Annotated in this window: 22 protein-coding genes; 10 read left to right on the top strand and 12 right to left on the bottom strand. The window is 67.4% G+C overall.

The genetic code is table 11. The features are described from left to right. Window positions 1–6: 6 nt before the first annotated feature. The gene (locus C8258_RS19425) at window positions 7–561 is read right to left on the bottom strand and encodes a TIGR03086 family metal-binding protein (protein WP_106956399.1); all 555 of its coding nucleotides are present in this window, start codon (window positions 559–561) and stop codon (window positions 7–9) included. Window positions 562–638: 77 nt separating this feature from the next. Here C8258_RS19425 and C8258_RS19420 point away from each other — a divergent pair, with 77 nt between their 5' ends. Continuing rightward, window positions 639–1,241 carry a TetR/AcrR family transcriptional regulator gene (locus tag C8258_RS19420; RefSeq protein WP_106956398.1) on the top strand — a complete coding sequence of 201 codons (603 nt, stop codon included), beginning with the start codon at window positions 639–641 and terminating at the stop codon, window positions 1,239–1,241. Window positions 1,242–1,280: 39 nt separating this feature from the next. On the opposite strand, the gene C8258_RS19415 is transcribed toward C8258_RS19420, so the two are convergent. The 7 genes from C8258_RS19415 to C8258_RS32340 are packed head-to-tail and all read right to left on the bottom strand — an operon-like array spanning window position 1,281 to window position 7,529. Then, complete coding sequence (locus C8258_RS19415; protein ID WP_039777686.1) at window positions 1,281–1,754, bottom strand: arginine repressor; 474 nt, start codon at window positions 1,752–1,754, stop codon at window positions 1,281–1,283. A gap of 59 nt (window positions 1,755–1,813) precedes the next feature. After that, window positions 1,814–2,752, bottom strand: a complete 939-nt coding sequence (argF, locus tag C8258_RS19410) for an ornithine carbamoyltransferase (protein ID WP_106956397.1) — start codon at window positions 2,750–2,752, stop codon at window positions 1,814–1,816. Between the two features lie 2 nt (window positions 2,753–2,754). Continuing rightward, complete coding sequence (locus tag C8258_RS19405; RefSeq protein WP_106956396.1) at window positions 2,755–3,957, bottom strand: acetylornithine transaminase; 1,203 nt, start codon at window positions 3,955–3,957, stop codon at window positions 2,755–2,757. Then, window positions 3,954–4,889 carry an acetylglutamate kinase gene (gene argB, locus C8258_RS19400; RefSeq protein ID WP_106956395.1) on the bottom strand — a complete coding sequence of 312 codons (936 nt, stop codon included), beginning with the start codon at window positions 4,887–4,889 and terminating at the stop codon, window positions 3,954–3,956. The genes C8258_RS19405 and argB overlap by 4 nt, the downstream gene beginning before the upstream one ends. Next, the gene (argJ, locus tag C8258_RS19395; RefSeq protein ID WP_036500701.1) at window positions 4,886–6,103 is read right to left on the bottom strand and encodes a bifunctional glutamate N-acetyltransferase/amino-acid acetyltransferase ArgJ; all 1,218 of its coding nucleotides are present in this window, start codon (window positions 6,101–6,103) and stop codon (window positions 4,886–4,888) included. The genes argB and argJ overlap by 4 nt, the downstream gene beginning before the upstream one ends. Further along, window positions 6,100–7,197, bottom strand: a complete 1,098-nt coding sequence (argC, locus tag C8258_RS19390; RefSeq protein WP_106956452.1) for an N-acetyl-gamma-glutamyl-phosphate reductase — start codon at window positions 7,195–7,197, stop codon at window positions 6,100–6,102. Before argC ends, argJ begins: the two co-directional genes overlap by 4 nt. Before the next feature lie 17 nt (window positions 7,198–7,214). Then, window positions 7,215–7,529 carry a hypothetical protein gene (locus C8258_RS32340; RefSeq protein ID WP_146161280.1) on the bottom strand — a complete coding sequence of 105 codons (315 nt, stop codon included), beginning with the start codon at window positions 7,527–7,529 and terminating at the stop codon, window positions 7,215–7,217. A 307-nt stretch (window positions 7,530–7,836) separates the two neighbouring features. On the opposite strand from C8258_RS32340, the gene C8258_RS19380 reads away from it, so the two are divergent. The 4 genes from C8258_RS19380 (at window position 7,837) to C8258_RS19365 (ending at window position 9,773) form a co-directional block, all read left to right on the top strand. After that, window positions 7,837–8,589 (top strand): N-acetyltransferase, encoded by a 753-nt coding sequence (locus tag C8258_RS19380; protein ID WP_199195767.1) that lies wholly within the window; start codon window positions 7,837–7,839, stop codon window positions 8,587–8,589. Then, window positions 8,580–8,804 carry a translation initiation factor IF-1 gene (gene infA / locus C8258_RS19375; RefSeq protein ID WP_223273528.1) on the top strand — a complete coding sequence of 75 codons (225 nt, stop codon included), beginning with the start codon at window positions 8,580–8,582 and terminating at the stop codon, window positions 8,802–8,804. Before C8258_RS19380 ends, infA begins: the two co-directional genes overlap by 10 nt. An 80-nt stretch (window positions 8,805–8,884) precedes the next feature. Continuing rightward, window positions 8,885–9,310 (top strand): SRPBCC family protein, encoded by a 426-nt coding sequence (locus C8258_RS19370; protein ID WP_106956393.1) that lies wholly within the window; start codon window positions 8,885–8,887, stop codon window positions 9,308–9,310. Beyond that, complete coding sequence (locus C8258_RS19365; protein WP_158271282.1) at window positions 9,303–9,773, top strand: MarR family winged helix-turn-helix transcriptional regulator; 471 nt, start codon at window positions 9,303–9,305, stop codon at window positions 9,771–9,773. The genes C8258_RS19370 and C8258_RS19365 overlap by 8 nt, the downstream gene beginning before the upstream one ends. 230 nt (window positions 9,774–10,003) lie before the next feature. On the opposite strand, the gene C8258_RS32335 is transcribed toward C8258_RS19365, so the two are convergent. Beyond that, window positions 10,004–10,894 (bottom strand): hypothetical protein, encoded by an 891-nt coding sequence (locus tag C8258_RS32335; protein WP_146161279.1) that lies wholly within the window; start codon window positions 10,892–10,894, stop codon window positions 10,004–10,006. A gap of 505 nt (window positions 10,895–11,399) precedes the next feature. On the opposite strand from C8258_RS32335, the gene C8258_RS19360 reads away from it, so the two are divergent. After that, window positions 11,400–12,932, top strand: a complete 1,533-nt coding sequence (locus C8258_RS19360; RefSeq protein ID WP_106956391.1) for an acyl-CoA synthetase — start codon at window positions 11,400–11,402, stop codon at window positions 12,930–12,932. Window positions 12,933–12,995: 63 nt separating this feature from the next. Here C8258_RS19360 and C8258_RS19355 read toward each other — a convergent pair whose 3' ends face one another. Continuing rightward, window positions 12,996–14,732 carry a pyruvate dehydrogenase gene (locus C8258_RS19355; RefSeq protein WP_106956390.1) on the bottom strand — a complete coding sequence of 579 codons (1,737 nt, stop codon included), beginning with the start codon at window positions 14,730–14,732 and terminating at the stop codon, window positions 12,996–12,998. 725 nt (window positions 14,733–15,457) lie between these two features. Here C8258_RS19355 and C8258_RS19350 point away from each other — a divergent pair. Then, window positions 15,458–16,345, top strand: a complete 888-nt coding sequence (locus C8258_RS19350) for a helix-turn-helix transcriptional regulator (protein WP_106956389.1) — start codon at window positions 15,458–15,460, stop codon at window positions 16,343–16,345. Further along, window positions 16,342–16,548, top strand: a complete 207-nt coding sequence (locus tag C8258_RS19345; protein ID WP_106956388.1) for a DUF397 domain-containing protein — start codon at window positions 16,342–16,344, stop codon at window positions 16,546–16,548. The genes C8258_RS19350 and C8258_RS19345 overlap by 4 nt, the downstream gene beginning before the upstream one ends. A gap of 142 nt (window positions 16,549–16,690) precedes the next feature. On the opposite strand, the gene C8258_RS19340 is transcribed toward C8258_RS19345, so the two are convergent. Continuing rightward, window positions 16,691–17,128, bottom strand: a complete 438-nt coding sequence (locus tag C8258_RS19340) for a helix-turn-helix domain-containing protein (RefSeq protein ID WP_106956387.1) — start codon at window positions 17,126–17,128, stop codon at window positions 16,691–16,693. Between the two features lie 126 nt (window positions 17,129–17,254). Here C8258_RS19340 and C8258_RS19335 point away from each other — a divergent pair, with 126 nt between their 5' ends. Then, the gene (locus tag C8258_RS19335) at window positions 17,255–18,121 is read left to right on the top strand and encodes an oxidoreductase (protein WP_255420431.1); all 867 of its coding nucleotides are present in this window, start codon (window positions 17,255–17,257) and stop codon (window positions 18,119–18,121) included. A 35-nt stretch (window positions 18,122–18,156) separates the two neighbouring features. Here the strand turns inward: C8258_RS19335 and C8258_RS19330 are convergent, their stop codons facing one another. Further along, the gene (locus C8258_RS19330) at window positions 18,157–19,698 is read right to left on the bottom strand and encodes an amino acid permease (protein WP_106956385.1); all 1,542 of its coding nucleotides are present in this window, start codon (window positions 19,696–19,698) and stop codon (window positions 18,157–18,159) included. Between the two features lie 293 nt (window positions 19,699–19,991). On the opposite strand from C8258_RS19330, the gene C8258_RS19325 reads away from it, so the two are divergent. Next, a complete protein-coding gene (locus C8258_RS19325) occupies window positions 19,992–20,948 on the top strand; it encodes an LLM class flavin-dependent oxidoreductase (RefSeq protein WP_233225194.1) in 957 nt (318 codons plus the stop codon). Window positions 20,949–21,111: the final 163 nt, after the last annotated feature.

Below are 21,111 nucleotides of genomic sequence, written 5' to 3'. Positions count from 1 at the left end.
GCACGCTCACCCGCGCCAGTCCGGATCGCGGCCGAGGAGGGCCACGATGGCGTCCAGCGGCGGGCGGGATTCGTCCTCGGCCAGCCGGGGGCGATAGGCGCCACCCGGGCCGTTGAGCGGACTGCCGGGCGCGGTGATCGAGCGTGCGATGGGCAGGGCCGCGGTCAGTAATCGCGCCGGCACCGGGCAGGGACGGCGCAGGGCCCGGGCGAGATCCCAGCGGTGGGTGAGCATGTCCACCAGATGGACGCCGAGCACGTGTTCGATGGGCAGCGGGCCGGACCGCGGCAACACGACCACCTCGCCGGAACGCTCCATCGCGGCGATCCACCGGGCGGTGATCTGCGCGAACACCTCGGGCGGATCGTCCCCGCCGTCGACCGGGGACCCGAGCACGGAAACGTTGACCGCCTCGTGCCGCTCGTTCATATGGGCGATCAGGTCGGCGACATTCCATCCCGCGCACGGCGTCGGCGCGGTGAGATCCGCGTCGTCGAGTGTGACCACGTCGTGGCCGATCAGGGCCAGAGCCATCGCGTCCAGCCGCAGAAGTTCGCTCATGACAACACCTTTCAATTTTTAGCGAACGAGCGTTCGCCAAATGACTATAGCGAACGATCGGCCGCTATGCTGGGCTCATGTCTCCTCGCCGCTCCGCCGCGGACGCCGCCCACACCCGAGAGCGCATCATCTCGGCCGCGGTCGAACAGGCCTCGCTGATCGGCGTGGAGGGGGTGACCATCGGATCGCTCGCCGAGAGCCTGGAGATGAGCAAGGCCGGGGTCGTGGGGCCCTTCGGATCGCGTGAACAGTTGCAGCTGAGCGCATTGGAGCAGGCCGGGAAGATCTTTCGAGCGGCGGTGATCACCCCGCTGGACGGGTTACCGCCGGGCACCGAACGGATGACACGTCTGATCGACAACTGGATCGGCTATCTGGCCGAATGCCCGTTTCCGGGAGGCTGTTTCGTCACCGCGGCCTCGACCGAACTCGACGGCCGGCCCGGAGTGCTCCGCGAGCGTCTGCGCGCGTACGTCGAGAGCGCACGCGCGGCGCTGGAAACCGAAATCGTTGCGTACCAAGCGGAATCGGCGGGCCCCCATCGTCCGGCGGACGAACTGGTCACCACGGTCATCGGAATCACGATGGCGGTCAACCAGGAAGTACAACTTCTCGACGATCCCCGCGCCGCCGAACGCGGGAGGGCGGCACTTCGAGCGGCCGTGGGGCTGACACCGTGACGCACACGGACCAGGCGGGTCGATCCCCGATTCGGCCGTCTACGCCAGGTGTTCGATCTTCGCGGCCAGTTCCGCACCCGTCATGGGTTCGCGGGCGATCACCGCGATGGTGTCGTCGCCCGCGATGGTGCCGACCACTTCGGGCAGGGCCGCGCGGTCGAGCGCGCTCGCCAGGAAGTGCGCCGCGCCCGGCGGCGTGCGCAGGACCGCGAGGTTACCGCTGTGATCGGTGGAGACCAGCAGATCGCCGAGCAGTTTCGAGAGCCGGGACGTACCGCCGGTGACGCCGCGCACGGGGCTGCCGTCCTCGGGGACGACGTAGATGCCGGCGCCACCGTCGGCCGCGCGCAGCTTCACCGCGCCGAGCTCGTCCAGATCGCGCGACAGCGTGGCCTGGGTGGTTTCGATACCCTCGTCGGCGAGCAGGGCCGCCAACTCGGTCTGGCTGCGAACCGCGTGGGCGGACAACAGTTCCACGATGCGCTGCTGGCGCCCGGCGCGGGTGCGCGCGATGGCCGGGCCGGTGCGCGGACCCTCCGATCCGGCAGCCGACCCGTTCGCTCTCGCCGTGCTCACGCCGCACCGCCCGATCGTCGCTCCAGCAACCACACCAGCAGCGCCTTCTGCGCATGCAGCCGATTCTCGGCCTCGTCCCACACCACACTGTGCGGCCCGTCGAGCACCTCGTCGGTGATCTCCTCGCCGCGATGCGCCGGAAGGCAGTGCAGCACAACCACATCCGAGGCGGCGTGGGTGAGCAGCTCGGCGTTCAGCTGGAACGGCCGGAACGGGCCGACCCGGTCGAGGCCGTCGTTCTCCTGTCCCATCGAGGTCCAGGTATCGGTGACCAGGGCATCGGCGCCGGTGGCCGCCGCGACCGGATCGTCGGTGAGGGTGATCGTGGCGCCGGTTTCGGCGGCCCGTTTGCGGGCGGCCTCGAGCACCCAGTCGTAGGGCCGGAAACCCTCGGGCGCGGCGATGGTGACGTCCAGCCCGGCAGTGACGCCGCCCAGCAACAGCGAATGCGCCATATTGTTCGCACCGTCGCCGAAGTAGGTGAGTTTGCGACCGGCGAGCTCGCCTTTTTGCTCCCGCAAGGTCAGCAGATCGGCCAGCACCTGGCAGGGATGGAATTCGTTGGACAGCGCGTTCACCACCGGAACCGTTGCCGCCGAAGCCATCTCGTCGAGCCGATGTTGTTCGAAGGTCCGCCAGACGACGGCGTCGACGTAGCGCGAGAGCACCCGGCCCGTATCGGCGAGGGTTTCCTCACGGCCCAGCTGGGTGTCGCGGCCGTCGACGACCACCGCGTGCCCGCCCAGTTGCGCGATGCCCATCTCGAAGGAGAATCGGGTGCGGGTGGAGTTCTTCTCGAAGATCACACCTACACCGCGCGGCCCCTCCAGCGGCCGCCGGGAGATCGGCGCCGCCTTCAATTCCGCTGCCAGCGCGAGGATTTCGGCCTGTTCGGCGGGCGTGACGTCGTCGTCACGCAGGAAATGCCGCACCATGGTCACTCACTCTCCTGGGAAGCCGCGTCGAGGATGCCGGGCAGATCGGCGAGGAAGCCCTCCGCCTGCGCCTCGGTCAGGATCAGCGGCGGGGCCAACCGGATCACATTCGGTTTCGGCGGGTTGATCAGATAGCCGGCGGCGCGCGCGGCCTGCTCGACCTTCGCCGAAACGTCCTGGGTCAGTTGGATTCCGATGAGCAGCCCCGCGCCGCGCACGTGGTCGATCAGCGGATGGCCGAGGTCCTCGATGCCGTCGATCAGCGTCTTGCCGACCGATTCGACATGGGCCGCCAGTCCCTGCTCGTCGATGGTCCGCAGCACCGCCAGCGCCGCCGCGGCGCTGACCGGATTACCGCCGAAGGTGGTGCCGTGCAGGCCGGGAGTGAGCAGCTCCGCCGCCGGGCCCTGCGCCAGCACCGCGCCGATGGGCAGGCCGCCACCGAGACCCTTGGCCAGCGTCATCACATCGGGCACGATGCCCGCGGCATGATGGGCGAAAAACGGTCCGGTACGGCAGATTCCGGTCTGCACCTCGTCGAGGATCAGCAGCGCACCGTGCTCGGAGGTGATCCGGCGGGCCTCGGCCAGATAGTCCAGCGGCGGCACCACCACGCCGCTCTCCCCCATGATCGGCTCGAGGAAGACCGCGGCGGTATCGGAATCCACCGCGGCGGCCAGCGCCGCGGCGTCGCCGTAGGGCACGTGCACGACACCCGGGGGCATCGGCTCGAACGGCGCCCGCTTCGACGGCTGCCCGGTCAGCGCGAGCGCGCCCATGGTGCGGCCGTGGAAGGCCTCGTCGCAGGCGACGATCTTGTGCCGTCCGGTGAGGCGTGCGATCTTGAACGCCGCCTCGTTGGCCTCGGTACCCGAATTGCAGAAGAACGCCCGGCCGTTGCCGTCACCGAAATGCGCGAGCAGCTTCTCGGCCAGTTCCAGAACCGGTTCGCTGACATACAGATTCGAGACGTGGCCGAGCGTGCCGAGCTGCTGGGTGACGGCCGCCAGAATCGCCGGATGGGCGTGGCCCAGGCTGTTGACCGCGATACCGCCGAGGAAGTCGACGTACCGGTTGCCCTCGGCGTCGTACACGACCGCGCCCGAGCCGCGCACCAGCGCCACCTTCGGGGTGCCGTAGTTGTTCATCAGCGCGGACGACCACCGCTGCTGCAACTGCTCCGTACTCGTGACGTTGTCGCTCATGAGTTTGTCGTTCCTGCCGTCTCGGGAGGGGTCACCATCGTTCCGATACCTTCCCCGGTGAACAGTTCCAGCAGTACCGCATGCGGCACCCGGCCGTCGATCACGTGCGCGGTCGGGACACCGGCCTCGACAGCGCGCAGGCAGGCCTCCATCTTCGGCACCATGCCCGCGTCCAGGCTCGGCAGCAGGGCGGCCAAGGCGTCGGTATCGATATGGGTGGTCAGCGACGAGCGGTCGGGCCAATTCGTGTACAGGCCTTCGACATCGGTGAGCACCACCAGTTTCTCCGCGCCGATGCCCTGCGCCAGCGCCGCGGCGGCGGTATCGGCGTTGATGTTGTGCACCACGCCGTCGGCATCGGGCGCGATGGTCGACACCACCGGAATGCGCCCGGCGCGAACGAGATCCAGCACCGCGTCCGGATTGACGGCGGTGACGTCGCCGACCAGGCCGATATCGGTCTGCTCGCCGTCGACGGTGACGGTGCGGCGGGTGGCGGTGAACAGCCGCGCGTCCTCTCCGGAGATGCCGACCGCGTACGGGCCGTGCGCGTTGATCAGCCCGACCAGTTCGCGGCCGACCTGACCGAACAGCACCATCCGCACCACATCCATCACCTCGGGGGTGGTGACGCGGAAGCCGCCGCGGAATTCGCCCTGCAACCCCAGTTTCTTCAGCATGGCGCTGATCTGCGGGCCACCCCCGTGCACCACCACGGGATGCACGCCGACGGTGCGCAGGAACGCCATATCGGCGGCGAAGGCGTGTTTGAGGGTGTCGTCGATCATGGCGTTGCCGCCGTATTTGACGACCACGATCTTGTCGCGGAACTTCTGCAGCCACGGCAGCGCACCCGCCAGCACGTGCGCCTTGTCCAGTGCCGACAGATCCTGAGTGGTCACCGGAATCTCCGGTCTCGCTTCGGTGGTCATGAGCTGTAGGCCGAATTCTCTTCGACATAGCCGTGTGAGAGGTCGGTGGTGCGCACGGTGGCGGTGCCCTCGCCGAGGCCGAGTTCCACCAGCACCGCGATATCGGGACCGGACAGATCCACCTCTCGGGCACCGGGAGCGCCGGTTCCGTTGACGCACACCGGATTTCCGTTGAACGACACGGTGACCCGATCCGGATCCAATTCGATGGGCGCGATGCCCACCGCGGCCAGCACCCGGCCCCAGTTCGGGTCGGAACCGAAGAACGCGGTCTTGACCAGCGAGTCGCGGGCGACCGCACGGGCCGCGATCAGCGCCTCGTCCTCGCTCACGGCCCCGGTGACGGTGATCTCGACGCGCTTGGTGACGCCTTCGGCGTCGGCCATCAACTGTGCGGCGAGGTCGTCGCAGACCGCCAGCACCGCGGCGTCGAGTTCGTCCTGGCTCGGGGTGACGCCGCTGGCGCCGTTGGCCAGCAGCAAGACGGTGTCGTTGGTCGAGCAGGAGCCGTCGACGTCGAGCCGGTCGAAGGTCAGCCGGGTCGCATTGCGCAGCGCCGTATCCAGCTGCTGCGGGGTGGCGGCGGCGTCGGTGGTGACCACCACGAGCATGGTCGCCAGGGACGGGGCGAGCATGCCCGCTCCCTTGGCCATCGCGCCGACGTTCCACTTGTCGGCATGGTGGAACGCGGCCTGTTTGGGCACGGTGTCGGTGGTCATGATGGCGTGCGCGGCATCGGTGCCGCCGGACAGGCCGCCCGCCATCTCGTGCACGATCTCGGTCACACCGGGCAGCAGTTTGTCCATCGGCAGCCGGTCACCGATCAAACCGGTCGAGCAGACCGCGATTTCGCCCGCCCCGGTCTCGGTTCCCCAGTTGCTCAACGCTTTCGCCAGTTCCTCGGCGGTGGCATGGGTGTCCTGGAATCCGCCCGGGCCGGTGCAGGCGTTGGCGCCGCCGGAGTTCAGGATCACCGCGCGCAGACGCCCGCTGGTGAGCACCTGCTGCGACCACAGCACCGGCGCGGCCTTCACCTTGTTGCGGGTGAACACGCCCGCCGCGGCATAGTCGGGCCCCTCGTTGAAAACCAGCGCCAGATCGAGCTTTCCGTTGGCCTTGATGCCTGCTGCGATGCCGGCGGCCCGGTATCCGAGCGGTGCGGTCACACCCTGGGTGCGGACCAGTTTGCCGCCGGCGATATCGGTGTCGGTCACGGTGCCACTCCTACGGTGGAAAGTCCGGCGGTCTCGTCGAGACCGAGAGCGAGATTCATCGATTGCACCGCGGCGCCCGCGGTGCCCTTGGTCAGATTGTCGATCGCGCCGATCACCACCAGCGTGCGCGCGGCGGTGTCGACGGCGACCTGCAGGGTGATGGCGTTGGAGCCGACCACCGAACCGGTCTGCGGCAGTACGCCTTCGGGCAGCAGGTGAATGAACGGTTCGTCGCCGTAGGCCTTGTCGTACACCGCGCGAGCGGCGGCCAGGTCGGCCACCGCACCCGCGGCGTCGGGGCGCAGGCGTGCGGTGCAGGTGGCCAGGATGCCACGCGGCATCGGGGCCAGCACCGGCGTGAAAGAGACTGTGACATCGCCGATCTCGGCACCCGTGGCCGCGGCCGCGGCCTTCAGGTTCTGCGCGATCTCCGGCGTGTGGCGGTGTGCGCCGGCGATGTTGTAGGCGCGGACCGAGCCCATCACCTCCGAACCCAGCAAACCCACATCGAGTTTGCGGCCCGCGCCCGAGGTGCCGCTCACCGCGACCACGGTTACCTCCGGTTCGACGATGCCCGCCCCGACCGCCGGGGCAAGGGCCAGACTCGACACCGTCGGATAGCAACCCGGGACCGCGATGCGAGTGGCCCCGCGCAGCTGTTCGCGAGCGCCGGGCAACTCGGGCAGACCGTAGGGCCAGCTGCCGGCGTGCGGGGATCCGTAGTAGGTCTCCCAGTCCTCCGGGTCGGTCAGCCGGAAATCGGCGCCGCAGTCGATGATCACCGTCGACTCCGGCAGCTGCTGCGCGATGGCCGCGGACTGTCCGTGCGGCAGCCCGAGAAACACCACGTCGTGTCCGGCCAGCACCTCCACCGTGGTCGCTTCGAGCACCCGATCGGCCAGCGGCAGCAGATGCGGCTGCAACTGCGCCAGCTTGGTCCCGGCATTGGATCCCGCGGTCAGCGCCCCGATCTCGAGGCGCCCGGCTCGGTACTCCGGATGCCCCAGCAGCACACGCAGGACCTCACCGCCCGCGTATCCGCTCGCACCAGCTACCGCGACCCGCAGCACGGGCCCACTCGAGGTATCCGCCATGTGATGATTATGCACGATCATGCAAGCTCATTCACGAGCGGGGTGCGGGACGTCGTCGATGTGGCGGCAATCACGCGCACGCCGATCCCCAGCGCCGTCCCTTCGAAGGAACCAGCGCGCGCTGCCCACCGTCGCGACCTCGCCGACAGGTTCGACACCTGCCGGGTACGGCGGCCGCGGCGCCAGAGCCGGGCCGGATCGCCCGCGGTGAAAGCAATGGCCCCGACGATGAACGCCCGTCGGATCACCATGCCGACCCGATTGCTGGGCACATTCGACGCGGTCGGCGCAGATGAGCGGACAGCATCGACGGGCACCGCGTTGCGGGACATCACCGAACTGGTCGAGCTCGGCGTAGTGCGCAGACCGGAATCCGGCGGTCGCAGTGAGTCTTACGAGCTCGGGTGGCCGTAGGCGACGGGCGCGGAGGCGCCGTTCCGGAACTCGGGCGGGGTGCTCGGAAAATGGGTTGGCGGCGGATAGTCGAGTTGATAGCCTCTTGCGGTCCGACCTGATCACGCGAGGGGGTGAGTCCCATTTTCACGGCATTCCTTGGGCGCTCCCCGTTCTCACGATCGGACGTTTGACGCACGTCGTCATCGGGAGTGCTCGTCCGAGCGATCCCGAGAGGGGACGACAATGCATTCTTCCGAACTCATGGTGACGCGCATCGCGGACCGGCAGTGGCATGCGCTGACCGGCGACCGGCTGGTCGGTAGTGGTGAGGCGTCACCGCGGCCCGATGGGCGACTGTTTCTCAGCATCGACTCCTGGCAGGACGAGGCCTTCGATCGCCTCGCCGTCGCCATGCTGGCCGAGCTGCCGAAACCGCTGTACACGCTGGTCGACGAGGCCGATCTCGAGCTGACCACGCAATGGCGCCGGGCGGGTCTCGCGCCCCGGCGGCGCGAATGGGAATACCGGGTTCCCACCGATCCGGCGATCACAGGACTCGATTCGGCACCGCCACCGGACGTCGAGATCCTGAATTTCGGTGCGGCCGAAGCGCATTCACTGCGCGAACTGGACCGTACCGTACGCGCCGAAGTCGAGTCCACCGCCGGTTGGCACACCATGCCGGCCGAGGTGATCTCCCCACCTATCGATCCGGCGAACTACGTGGTGGCGGCCCAGGCCGGCCGGTACGTCGGGTTGTGCCGGGTGGCGCAACCGACTCGGCTGCCGCGCATCGGACTGGTCGCGGTCCGCGCCGACGCACGCCGGCGCGGCATCGCCCGCGCCCTGCTGGGCCGGGCGCTGAGCTCGCTGCACCGTGCCGGGAAGACGTGGGCAGCGGCCGAAATCGACGAATCCAACGCGGCGGCCACCGCCCTGTTCGAAGGCATCGGCGCCGAGCGGTCGAACAGCACGCTGGAGTTGGTGTGGCGATGAAGAAGGGAGCGATCGAAGTACAGGGGCACGTCGTGGAATGCCTGCGTAATGCGACATTCACGGTGGAACTCCCCAACGGTCACCAGGTCCTGGCCCACCTGTCCGGAAAGGTCCGGATGAACTACATCAAAATCCTCCCGGACGATCGGGTCCTGGTGGAGCTGAGCCCCTACGACCTGACCAGGGGCCGAATCCTGTTCCGCTATCGGAGTTGATCTAGCGGATATCAGCCACGATCTAGATTTGTTGCTGCAACAACAGTTATTGTTGTTGCAGCAACAAACTGGAGGCGGCCATGATGTACTCGTTCACCGAAGAAGCCGTGATAGCAGGCGATATCGATCGGATCTGGGCGGTAGCCACGGACGTCGCGCACTGGGCCGAATGGGATCCGCACGAGGAGAAGGCCCGCCTCGACGGGCCGTTCGCCCCGGGAACCAAGGGGTGGGTGAAGCCCAAGGGAGCACCCGCGGGGCCGTTCACGATCGTCGCGGTGGAACCTGGCCAGTCGTGGACCAGCGAGGCGGGCCTGCCGTTCGGCAAGTTGCGGGGCCGGCGCACCTACGAGCCGCTCGGCGACGGCACGGTCCGGGTTTCCGAGAACGTGGAAGTCCACGGACCGATGGGACCGCTGTTCAAACTCATCTGGGAAAAGGGAATGCGGGCGGATATGCCGCGCACCTTCGCGGCCCTCGCGGCGGAAGCGGCACGGCGTGGCTGAACGACCGACGCGGGCAGTACCCCAGGGTCCGCTCCTGTCCCCTGGGTTCTGGTTGCATCATGCCGCCCTCGAGTGGCGCGCAACGCTGGAACGGAACCTGCGTCCGCTCGGACTGACGCCGACTCAATTCAATCTGCTGGCCTCCACCGGATGGTTGGCCCGCCACGGCGCACGCCCCACTCAGCAGCAGGCGGCGGATATGGCGGGCACCGACCGGATGATGGCGTCGCGGGTGATCCGTGTCCTGGAGGAGCGCGGCATGCTCCGGCGCCACCCGGACACCGCCGACGCCCGTGCCTTCCGGCTCGAACTCACCGCCGCGGGAAGGGATTTGGCGTCCGCGGCAATCAGGGTCGCCGTAGAGACCGACGAACAGATCTTCGGCGCCCATGGCGACCAGCTGCGCGAACACCTCCGGCCGATCGCCGCCCACCGGGTACCGGCAGAACGACCGACCGAGTGAAACGACACCGCGCAACCTGATCCGACAGCGGCCCAAATCCACGAGGCTTGCACGATTGGTTCACCGTCTCGCCGACTATCGCGCACGGTGCGCCGGGTCGAGCCCCGCGGGGCATTCCGACCGTCTCGAGCCGCGCGCCTGGAGTGCGGCTCCGGTGGCCCGGACACCCACCAGCCGTTCGGTGTTTCGCACGGGACGGCCGTCTCCTCCGCCACACGCGCGGCCCCGCTTCACTGTTGAGGCAGATGCGGTTCCGAAGGCGGCGCGCCACTCGGGCCCGTATGGATGGTGGGAGCGGAGGATGAGTCCGGGCCGCCGGGCTGTTCCGGCGTGGATGCATAACCCGGTTGCGGACCAGTTGGGGCAGACGCGGCGGGTTGGTGGCCGTGGACCGGCGGCGTACCGGCAGCGGCGTGCGGACCGGCGACCGGGTGCGGACCGGCGGCGTTCGGATCTCCCTGAGCGCCCGACGGGACGCCCGGATAACCCGGCCCTGCCGGATACGCCGGTGCGGGGGCACCCGGGTAGCCGGGAACAGCGGCGCCCGGATACGACGGCCAGCCATGAAGCGCGGGCGGTGAAGATTCGGGGGCCGGGTAGACCGCGGGAGCCGAATAATTGGGCGCGACAGCGGGAGCCGGATAGCCGGTCGGGACGCCGGGGTAGGCAGCCGCACTCGGGTAAGACGCAGCGCCGGGGTAACCGGGAATCGCCGACGGAGGAACGGGTGTCGCCGAGGAGCCCGATGGTGCCGCGATCAGGGCCCCCACCGCGACCAGGATTGCGATGGCGGCGGGTATCGCGAGCCAGTTACCACTGGCTGACACCCGAACGTAGGAGTCGACGCAGAGAATCACGATGCTACGGGCGATCGAGACGAACAGCGCGCCACCGCCCAGCGCGGCAACGATACGAATCCGAACGGATCCTGCCCCGGTAACCGAGAGCATGATGCCGCCGACCAATGCGGCAAGTGAGCACGCCCAGAACGGGATCAGAGCGGAAATGAAGCCGTACTCGAAGGCGGGATAGTCACGGCCCGGGCCGACGATTGCCCATACCGATTGCGCGGCCGTGAGAATCGCCGCCACCGCCAACGCGATGCCCGCCACGATGTCCACGGCCGTGCGCCTCCTCCGCGGCCTGATCCCCGGGAATGGCTGAGCGCCAGGGTAATTCGGCGACACACCCCAGCCCGGCGGTTGCGGTGCGGGATATCCGGGCTGGTACGGGTTCGCCATAGGTCGGGACTCCTTGTCGACATCGCTTGTGGCTCAGCCTAAGCGAGTGCGGAGGTCCACGCGGGCTCGACGGTGGACGCGCCGGTTCGTCGGGGCCACCGTCGTTCCGCCACGGAAGGGCCGCCGGGCTGCCGACCAACGCACACCCGCCGGACCAGCTATCAGCAACTCCGACCCGCTCGCCCGACGGGTTACCGGCAACCCGTCCAAACCTCCGCGAACCTGGCCAGAAGTTTGGCGATAATTCACGAATCGTCGTTCACTTTCCGCTATCGTCGCGCTCGTCGGGACGGTGTCTCGGCGGGGCCGGCGTCGCGGCGGCGAGGCAGGTCCCTCTCGACCGGCGGTCGCGTCCGGACCGTCGGCGGTGTCGTGGAGGAGCAGGATGTACCCCGGTGCGCATGTCGATCGTTTCCCTGATAAACCGGCGGTCGTGCTGGCCGAGAGCGGTGCGGCGCTGACCTACCGCGAACTCGAGGACAACTCGGTTCGCCTCGCGCGCCACCTCTACGATGCGGGCCTGCGCAGGGGCGATCACGTCGCGCTGCTGTCGGGCAATACGCTCAAGGTGTACGAGGTCTACTGGGCGGCGTTGCGATCCGGCCTTTACATCACGGCCGTCAACAGGCATCTGTCCGCGGACGAGATCAGCTATATCGTCAACGATTGCGGCGCACGGGCGCTCATCGTGTCGGCGGAGCTGGCGGATGTCGCGCAGCGGGTGGTCGCGCAGACGCCCGAGGTCGGGATCCGGCTCGCCTTCGGCGGTCCCGTTCCCGGGTACGACTCGTACGACAAGGCGCTGGCCGCATCCTCGGCGGAGCCGCTGCCGGATCAGCCGCGCGGCGCCGACATGCTGTATTCGTCGGGCACCACCGGCCGCCCGAAGGGCATCAAACATCCGTTGCCGGATCGTCAGGTCGGCGATGCGCCGGGTGACACCTATACCGCGGTGTTCGGCCCGCTCTACGGATTCGACACCGACACCGTGTACCTGTCGCCGGCTCCGCTGTATCACGCCGCGCCGTTGCGGTTCGGCGGTGTGGTGCACGCCCTCGGCGGAACCGTGGTGGTGCTGGAGCGCTTCGACGCCGAACAGGCCCTCGCCGCGATCGAACGCTATCGCGTCACCCACAGCCAGTGGGTGCCGACGATGTTCGTGCGCATGCTGAAACTCGACGAGAGCGTGCGTGCCCGTTACGACGTATCGAGCATGCGGGTCGCCGTCCATGCCGCCGCGCCATGTCCGGTGGAGGTGAAGCAGGCGATGATCGACTGGTGGGGCCCGGTGCTGCACGAGTATTACGCCTCGACCGAAGGTAACGGCGCCACCTTCATCGACAGTGAGCAGTGGTTGCGCAAACCAGGCTCGGTCGGGCCCGCGGGCCTGGGCGCGGTTCGCATCTGCGACGACGACGGACGCGAGTTGCCCGCCGGCGAGATCGGCACCATCTATTTCGAACGCGAGGAAGTCCCGTTCGACTACCACAACGATCCGGAGAAGACCGCGAAGGCGATTCACCCGGATCACCCGACCTGGACCACCACCGGCGATATCGGCTACATCGACGCCGACGGGTTCCTGTTCCTGACCGACCGCAAGGCGTTCATGATCATCTCCGGCGGGGTGAACATCTACCCGCAGGAAATCGAGGACGCCCTGGCCCTGCACCCCGACGTCCTCGATGTGGCGGTGATCGGCGTGCCCGACGAGGAGATGGGCGAATCGGTGAAGGCGGTCGTCCAGCCCGCCCCCGGCGCGGAGCCGGGACCCGAACTGGCGCAACGACTCCGCGACTTCCTGCGCGAGCGCATCGCCCACTACAAGGTGCCGCGCAGCGTCGATTTCGCCGACGAACTGCCCCGTACACCGACGGGAAAGCTGGTCAAGGGCAAGCTGCGCGAGCAGTACGTGTGAGGGTTCGGCCGGGCGGGTTCGTCTCGCCCGGCGACCACGAATCTCACTGGAAAGCAGCGCTTTTCATCGCGGCACGTTGCGCAGATTCGATCGGGCCATGTCGATCATGCGGCCCACCCCGCCGGTGAGCACGATCTTGCTGGCCGCGAGCGCGAAGCCACGCACCTGCGCCGCGGTGATGTGCGGCGGGAGGGACAGGGCGTTCGGATCGGTGACCAGGTCGACCAGCGCGGGGCCCGGATGTGCCAGCGCCTCGGCGAGGGCGGCGCGGATGTCGGACGGTTCGGTGACTCGCACCGCGTGGATGCCCGCGGCGCGGGCCACGGCGGCGAAATCTACCGGGGCATGGTCGGTTTCGAAGTTCGGCAGGCCGTCCACCAGCATCTCCAGCCGCACCATACCCAGCGACGAATTGTTGAAGACGATGATCTTGACCGGCAGCCGGTGCAGCGCCACGGTGAGCACCTCACCCATCAGCATGCCCAATCCGCCGTCGCCGGACATCGAGATCACCTGCCGGTCCGGATAGGCGAATTGCGCGCCGATGGCATGCGGCAGGGCGTTGGCCATCGTGCCGTGCAGAAACGACCCGATCACCCGTCGACGGCCGTTCGGTGTCAGATAGCGCGCCGCCCACACATTGCACATGCCGGTGTCGACGGTGAAGATCGCGTCGTCGGAGGCGAGTTCGTCGAGGATATCGGCGGCGTATTCGGGGTGAATCGGCTTGTGGTCGGCCACATTTCGGGTGTAGGCGTCGACGACCTGCTCGAGCAGCCGGCAATGCTCGCCGAGCATGCGGTCCAGGAATTCGCGGTCGGATTTCTGCTTCAGGAGGGGTAGAACCGCGCGCAGGGTTTCCCGGACGTCGCCGTGCACGGCCAGTTGCAGCGGCGTGCGCCGGCCGAGGCGGGCGGCGTCGTGGTCGATCTGCACGGTATTGGTTCCCGGCAGGAATTCGTCGTAGGGGAAATCGGTGCCGACCAGCACGACCAGGTCGGCCTCGTGCATCGCCTTGTAGCAGGCGCCGTACCCGAGCAGACCGCTCATTCCCACGTCGTAGGGATTGTCGAACTGGATCCATTCCTTACCGCGCAGGCTGTGCCCGATGGGTGCGTGGAGTAGTTGCGCGAGCCGCATCACCTCCTCGTGCGCGTCGCGCACGCCGGCACCGCAGAACAGGGTGACGGTGCGCGCCGCGTTCAGCGCGTCGGCGAGCGCCTGCACCTGTTCGGCGGCGGGCATCACGTGGCCGAGTTCGGAGACGAGACTCGTCTCGCCGGTCGGGTGCGCGGCGTCCAATTGCGCGACATCGCCGGGCAGCACCACCACCGACACCTCGTTGCGAGCCAGCGCATGCTGGATCGCGATCCGCAGCATGCGCGGCATCTGCTCGGGCCGGCTGATCATTTCGCAGTACCCGCTGCATTCGACGAAGAGCCGTTCCGGATGCGTTTCCTGGAAGAACTGGGTGCCGATCTGATCGGAGGGGATGTGGGAGGCCAGTGCCAGCACCGGCGCTCCGGTGCGGTGCGCGTCGTAGAGGCCCTGGATCAGGTGCGTGTTGCCCGGACCGCAGCTCCCCGCGCAGACGGCCAGGCGGCCGGTCAATTGCGCCTCCGCCGCCGCGGCGAAGGCGCCGGCCTCCTCGTTGCGCACATGCACCCATTCGATTTCTGGTGTGCGGCGCACCGCGTCGACGATCGGATTGAGACTGTCCCCCACCACGCCGTAGATCCGCCGCACTCCGGCCTGTACGAGAACGTGCACGAATTGATCGGCCACATTCGTTTTCGCCATGCGCTCTCCTCCACCGCTGTGATCGGCGCCGGCGTATTCGCCTTCGCCCGGAAGCCGAGGCTCCCTTCCCGGATGAACAGATTCGCGATCGCCACGAATACTACCGGGCGGGGTGGAGCGAAAATGGCGTCGTACAGCGCGCGGACCGCTTGCCGCAGCTGAGCAGATTTCGCACAGAGCGCCGAGGCGCGCCCTTTTATTCGATGTCGTAGGCATTTCCCGGCCAGCGGCGCCGGCCGTTGGCGAAATTGCCCCCTGAATATTCACAGCGCATTCCGGTCGGCCGGCCGAGCCGTCGTCCGGCACGGTCTTGCGGAGGCAAAGGCGTTGGGGGACAGCAGATATCGGCTACAGCGCATACGGCGCCCCCGCTTGCGGATACGACCGGCAACGCGCACGCGACATCGAGAAACCACCACCGTGATCTCGATGTGATCGACGATCGGAGGTCCGTACATCCATGCGCTCCTCAGGCTTTCGGTAATGGCATGCCCGATAGCCGGGGCCGGAGACCGCCGTATCGCGGAAAACGATCGGAATTCGGTGGTTGGTTCTTCCCGGCTACCGAGGCGGATGCCAGTACACTCGAAACGTCCCGCATCCGGAATAGGCAAGCGCCCGAATGTTTTTCACGGATCCCGGACATTCACTACGGGGACAGAACTTCGAACGCCACCACAGGGTGGCTTCCAGTAACAGGCTCGATCGTCAGGGAGGCTAAAGATATGTCCGTCACCGGCAGCACCCTCGCCCGCCGCGCCCTGGGGCGCGAACTGCGCCGCCTCCGCGAGGCCAAAGGACTGAAACAGGCCGCCGCCGCCCGCGCCGCCGAAACCTCACCCCAGTCCATCGGCCGCATCGAGGAGGGGCTGTCGACGAGAACCACTGGGCTACAGGTGAATGCGCTGTGCGACTTCTACGAGGCGTCGGATGAGGAGCGCCGGACACTGCTTGGATTGGTATCCGAGGTGCGGGCATCGCGGGAGCGCGGAGGCGGGTGGTGGAGGGCATATGCGGATGAGCTTGCCACCGACTTCGACCACTACCTCGCCCTCGAAGAGGCCGCACAACGATTCACGGCATGGAAGCTCAGCGTGATTCCCGGAATGCTCCAAACAGCTGCCTACCGGCGCGCGCTCGCCTGGGCCGAGGCACCCGAGGCACCAACAGAGCAGATCGAGATGCGCGTACAGATCGCGACACACCGGCAGACGCGACTCTCGGACGACACTTTCACTGTCGATGTGCTGCTTCACGAGGCTGCCGTCCGCGACCAGGTCGGAGGCCCCGCCGTGGCGGCGGAGCAATTGCACCACCTCGCCGAAATGTCGGAAATGCCAAACGTTTCAGTGCGCGTGGTACCGTTCCACGCTCGCCGTCACCTCGGCTCGATGGTGGGCTCATTCATCCTTCTGGAGTTCCCCGACCTGCCCCTGTCGAAGTTGACGGAGCCGCCGATCATTTATGTGGAGGAGTACGCCGGTGACCTCTACCTCGAACGGCCGGAGGAAATCTCGCGATATCGGCATGCACTCGAGGAGATCGGCCGTGTAGCGTTGGATCAGGACATGTCCAGGGATCTGATCCTGGCTGTAGCGAAGGAGTTCGCATGAGCGTAGACCTATCCGGCGCCCAGTGGTTCAAGTCCAGTCGCAGCAGCTCGCAAAAGGAATGTGTCGAGGTAGCCCACCTTTCCGAAGGCATGGTCGGCGTCCGAGATTCCAAGAACCCCACCGGCCCCGCCCTGGTCTTCGCCCCCGCCGAATGGGATGCGTTCACCGCCCGCCTCGAGCGCGGCAGCTTCGACCTCACCTAACCTTCTGTGCCACAAGGGCGTTCGAGCACCTCGCTCGAACGCCCTTGTCATACAACCATCTTCACAAACCTCGAGCGCGACATTCGTTCGATCGAGAACTGGACCTACCGCTCGCGTATGACCCGCCCGTGCGGTCCGCTCATCAGGTGCGAGCGTCGTGGGTCTCACGGTGGGCCAACACCTCGCCCATGTGGTCCTGTGCCCAGGATCTGAGGCCGCGCGTCAAGTGATGGAGTGAGAGGCCGAGTTCGGTGAGCTCGTAGGTGACCGTGACGGGAACGGTCGGCGTCACTGTGCGGGTGAGCAGACCGTCACGCTCGAGAGCCCGCAAAGTTTGGGTCAGCATCTTCTGGCTGACTCCGACCAGCAGCCGAGACAGTTCGGAGTAACGCATCGCTCTCGGGGCACGCGAGACACCGGGCCGATCGGACGCTACGCCCGCATCCCCGCTCAACGCGCACAGAATCAGCACAACCCATTTGTCGGAGATTCGATCGAGGAGTTGACGACTGGGGCATGCCGCCAGGAATGCGTTGTACTCCGCGCTGCTTCGAGCCCCCTCGAATACCTTCGCTGTCACCGGTCTCGCCTTTCATCGGAGAGTTACGCACTTTCGAGTGCCTACTTCCCAAAGGGAAGTAGCTCTCCAACAATGGTGCCAGGAGGTCGCAGACACCTCCTCCCGATCGGAGACGAAAGGCACCAGGTGAACGCACCCCTCCTTCCCGGCGGTACCCGAATGCTCGGCGACGCGACTGTCACCCGATTCGGCTACGGCGCCATGCAGCTCGCCGGCCCCGGGGTCTTGGGGCCGCCCACCGACCGCGACGGCGCGCTGGCCGTGCTGCGTGAGGCAGTCGATGCCGGTATCACCCACATCGACACCAGTGCCGCGTACGGGCCTGATGTGACGAACGAGTTGATCCGCGAGGCGCTGCACCCCTACCCGGACACGGTGTACATCGCCACGAAGGTCGGAGCGCGCCGCGACGCGCAGGGCGGCTGGCCTACGGCCCGGCGTCCCGAAGACTTACGCGAACAGGTGCACCAGAATCTTCGGTCGCTCGGGGTCGAGACGCTCGACCTGGTCAACCTGCGCATGGGCGATGCCGCAGGCCCCCAGCCCGGCTCGCTCGCAGCGGCATTGGAGACGCTCGCCGACCTTCAGCAGGACGGTCTGATACGCCATCTCGGAGTCAGCAACGTCACCGCGGATCAAGTCGCCGAGGCGCGGAGCATCGTGGCGATCGTGTGCGTGCAGAACATGTACAACCTCGCCCATCGCCACGACGACGACCTCATCGACCGGCTCGCCGACGACGACATCGCCTACGTACCGTACTTCCCGCTCGGTGGCTTCACACCGCTGCAGTCGGAGACACTCACCCGGGTCGCGACCCGGGTGAGTGCCGCGCCGCTGCCGGTGGCGCTGGCCTGGCTGTTGCGGCGCGCACCGAACATCCTGCTCATTCCCGGTACGTCGTCCGCGGCTCACCTGCGCGAGAACATCGCCGGGGCCGGGCTCTCACTGTCGGATGAGGACGTCGCCGAGCTGGACGGAATCGCTCGCTGACCATGCCGTCGAGGAGCCGCTCGCCCTGCGGCCGCTCATCCCCCGCGCGGGCCCGGATCTTCCACGATCACTTGGGGCTCCGCCGGCCGCCCCGGCCACGGGCGCTCGGCGACCACGGGGAACTGTCCGGTGTGGTCGTGGCGAATGGCCGCTATTCGCAGCACTTTTCGGCGCGTCAGGAACCATCCTCCGACCAGCACCGGTCCCATGACGCAGACCGTCGCCACGACCGCCCAGCGTTGGATCGGGTCGCTGCTGCACGCCATCAGGGCGATCACGACCACCAGGAAGGCGAGGGTGGCGTAACCGGTGTAGGGAGCGCCGATCATGCGGTAGGCGGGGCGGTGGGAGATGCCGTCCCACCAGCGGCGCCACAGGCGCAGCTGGCAGAGCAGAACCACCATCCACGAGACGATCGTGCCGAGGGCGGAGACATTCAGGACGATCTCGAATGCCTTGTCCGGCACCACCGCGTCGAGCCCGACGCCGATCAGCGCGATCGCGCCGGTGGCCAGGATGCCGACGTAGGGCACGCCGGTGCGCGACATGCGGGTGGCGACGGCGGGGGCGCTGCCGTTCGCCGACATCGATCGCAGGATGCGGCCGGTGGAATAGAGGCCCGCGTTGAGGCTGGAGAACGCGGCGGTGAGCACGATCAGATTCATCATCGACCCGGCGGCGGGGACGCCGATGCGGGCGAAGAACGTGACGAACGGGCTCTCGCCGTCACGAAAGGCGGTGTAGGGCAGCAACAGTCCCAGCAGGACGAGGGAGCCGACGTAGAACACCCCGATGCGGGCGATGACCGAGTTGATGGCCCGCGGCATCACCTCGTGGGGATTCTCGGTCTCCCCCGCGGCGATGCCGACCAATTCCACTGCCGCATAGGCGAAGACGACGCCCGTGGTGACCGTGACGAGCGGCAGCACACCGGTCGGGAACAGGCCGCCGTGATGCGTGATCACGCTCACCCCCGTGGACTCGCCCCGGAGGGCGAATCGGCCGGCGAGGAAGACCGTGCCCACGATCAGAAATCCGATGAGGGCGACGACTTTCACCAGCGCCACCCAGAATTCGAGTTCCCCGAACCACCGCACCGAGATCAAATTCGTGCCGACCACCGCGATCAGCGCCACCAGTGCGATCACCCACTGCGGCACCACCGTGAACGCACCCCAATATCGGACATATGTCGCGATCGCGGTGATGTCGACGATGCCGGTCATGCACCAGTGAAAGAAATACATCCACCCGACGGCGAATGCGAGTTTCTCGCCATAAAATTCGCGCGCGTAGGATACGAACGATCCGGATGACGGCCGGTACAGCACCAACTCCCCCAGCGCCCGCAGCACGAAGAAGACGAAGACACCGCAGACCGCGTAGACCAGAAAAAGCCCTGGACCTGCATCGGCGAGACGTCCACCCGCACCGAGGAACAGTCCGGTGCCGATCACTCCGCCGATCGCGATCATCTGCAATTGACGGCTGCGCAACGACTTTCGGTAGCCGTCCTGCTCGGTATGCAACGCCGCGGCCAGAGCCGACAATTCGACGGGTCGGTGGTCTGTGCTCATGACCGGACCTTCCGGTGGACAACATTGAATCTTCAAACAACGTACTGCCGCACAGCGTTACGTTCAGGAGTGGGAATATCGAAATACCGTGCGGTTGGTTCTCACTGAGCGAGTGCCGTTACCCGCTGTGTCGAGAATTCAAACCAATGGAGTCGAATTCGACAGCGCGAAATTCGTTGTCGCGGAACCGTCCTGCCGTGGCGGTTCGGTGATCGCCGATCCGACCGGCGTCGACACCCGGCGATACCCTCGAGGGAGTTGTCGCGCGCCACCCGGACGCCGAGGCTGAGCTCGTGAACGACATTCGATACGGCCTACTCCTTCCCGGCGGCGTCGCGCAGCTGCAGCGCGACGGCGCGGCCCGCCATCTGGCCGAGTTGGCGGTGACAGCCGAACGTATGGGATTCGATTCGGTATGGCTGGGCGATTCGCTGAGCCGGGCCCGGATCGAACCCCTGACGGTCCTGGCCGCCGCGGCGGCGCTGACCGAGCGGATCACTCTCGGGACGGCTGCGCTGATGCCGGCGTACCGGCACCCGGTGCAGGCGGCCGCCACCCTCGCATCGCTGGATCAGCTGGCCTCGGGGCGGCTGATCCTCGGCGTCGGCGCCGGATTCCCGGAACTCAGCCGAGCCGAATTCGACCTGGTCGGCGTCGACTACCGAACCCGCTTCTCCCAGCTCGACGACACCGTCGACCTGTGGCGGCGGCTGTGGTCCGGCAACACCGACCCCTTCCACGGCAAGGTTCTCCACTACGACTGGTTGCCGGACGTCCCGCAGCCGCATCGGCCGGGCGGACCGCCCATCTGGGCCACCGGCATCACGCCCGCCGCGCTCGCCAGGACCGGACGGCGCTACGACGGCTGGCTCCCCTACCCACCGGATGTGGCCGCCTATGCCGACGGCCTGGCCACCGTCCGGTCCGCCGCGACCGCCGCCGGCCGCGCTGAAACATCCATTACTCCGGCACTTTTCGCCACCGTCTACCTCAGCGACGACGCGCAGGAGGGCCGGGCGGCGCTGGACCGCTACGCGCAGGCGACCTACCGGATGCCGGTGGAAACGGTCGAAACGATCCAGGTCCTGCTGACCGGAAACGCCGAACACGTTGCGGCGCAACTGCATCGGTACATCGACGCGGGCGCCGAACACATCCTCCTGCGCATCGCCGCCCTCGACCCGGCCGAGTTCGACAGCCAATTGGCTCTGACCGAGTCCCTGTTACGGCCCATGACGATCTCGCACTGAAATCTGATCCCGCCGCCTTCGGGAACCGAGGGCAGGAACCACGCTCGCCGCGGACCACCGAGATCGCCGCGACGAGACGCCGGGCAGCCGCTGTTTGTGACATCGGATATCTATGTGCCGCACATCACTTTTCCACACTGTCACACCGATCGTGTGAGCGGCA

The sequence above is a fragment of the Nocardia sp. MDA0666 genome, from assembly GCF_003023875.1.
GTDB classification, from domain to species: Bacteria; Actinomycetota; Actinomycetes; order Mycobacteriales; family Mycobacteriaceae; genus Nocardia; species Nocardia aobensis.
Note: the sequence above shows the minus strand (reverse complement) of the source record. Positions and strands in the feature narration are given on the sequence as shown.

Coding starts and splice junctions, on each gene's coding strand:
- C8258_RS19425 (WP_106956399.1), bottom strand. CDS start 561: ATGAGCGAACTTCTGCGGCTGGACGCGATGGCTCTGGCCCTGATCGGC.
- C8258_RS19420 (WP_106956398.1), top strand. CDS start 639: ATGTCTCCTCGCCGCTCCGCCGCGGACGCCGCCCACACCCGAGAGCGC.
- argF (WP_106956397.1), bottom strand. CDS start 2,752: ATGGTGCGGCATTTCCTGCGTGACGACGACGTCACGCCCGCCGAACAG.
- C8258_RS19405 (WP_106956396.1), bottom strand. CDS start 3,957: ATGAGCGACAACGTCACGAGTACGGAGCAGTTGCAGCAGCGGTGGTCG.
- argB (WP_106956395.1), bottom strand. CDS start 4,889: ATGACCACCGAAGCGAGACCGGAGATTCCGGTGACCACTCAGGATCTG.
- argC (WP_106956452.1), bottom strand. CDS start 7,197: ATGGCGGATACCTCGAGTGGGCCCGTGCTGCGGGTCGCGGTAGCTGGT.
- C8258_RS32340 (WP_146161280.1), bottom strand. CDS start 7,529: ATGTCCCGCAACGCGGTGCCCGTCGATGCTGTCCGCTCATCTGCGCCG.
- C8258_RS19380 (WP_199195767.1), top strand. CDS start 7,837: ATGCATTCTTCCGAACTCATGGTGACGCGCATCGCGGACCGGCAGTGG.
- C8258_RS19370 (WP_106956393.1), top strand. CDS start 8,885: ATGATGTACTCGTTCACCGAAGAAGCCGTGATAGCAGGCGATATCGAT.
- C8258_RS19360 (WP_106956391.1), top strand. CDS start 11,400: ATGTACCCCGGTGCGCATGTCGATCGTTTCCCTGATAAACCGGCGGTC.
- C8258_RS19355 (WP_106956390.1), bottom strand. CDS start 14,732: ATGGCGAAAACGAATGTGGCCGATCAATTCGTGCACGTTCTCGTACAG.
- C8258_RS19350 (WP_106956389.1), top strand. CDS start 15,458: ATGTCCGTCACCGGCAGCACCCTCGCCCGCCGCGCCCTGGGGCGCGAA.
- C8258_RS19345 (WP_106956388.1), top strand. CDS start 16,342: ATGAGCGTAGACCTATCCGGCGCCCAGTGGTTCAAGTCCAGTCGCAGC.
- C8258_RS19330 (WP_106956385.1), bottom strand. CDS start 19,698: ATGAGCACAGACCACCGACCCGTCGAATTGTCGGCTCTGGCCGCGGCG.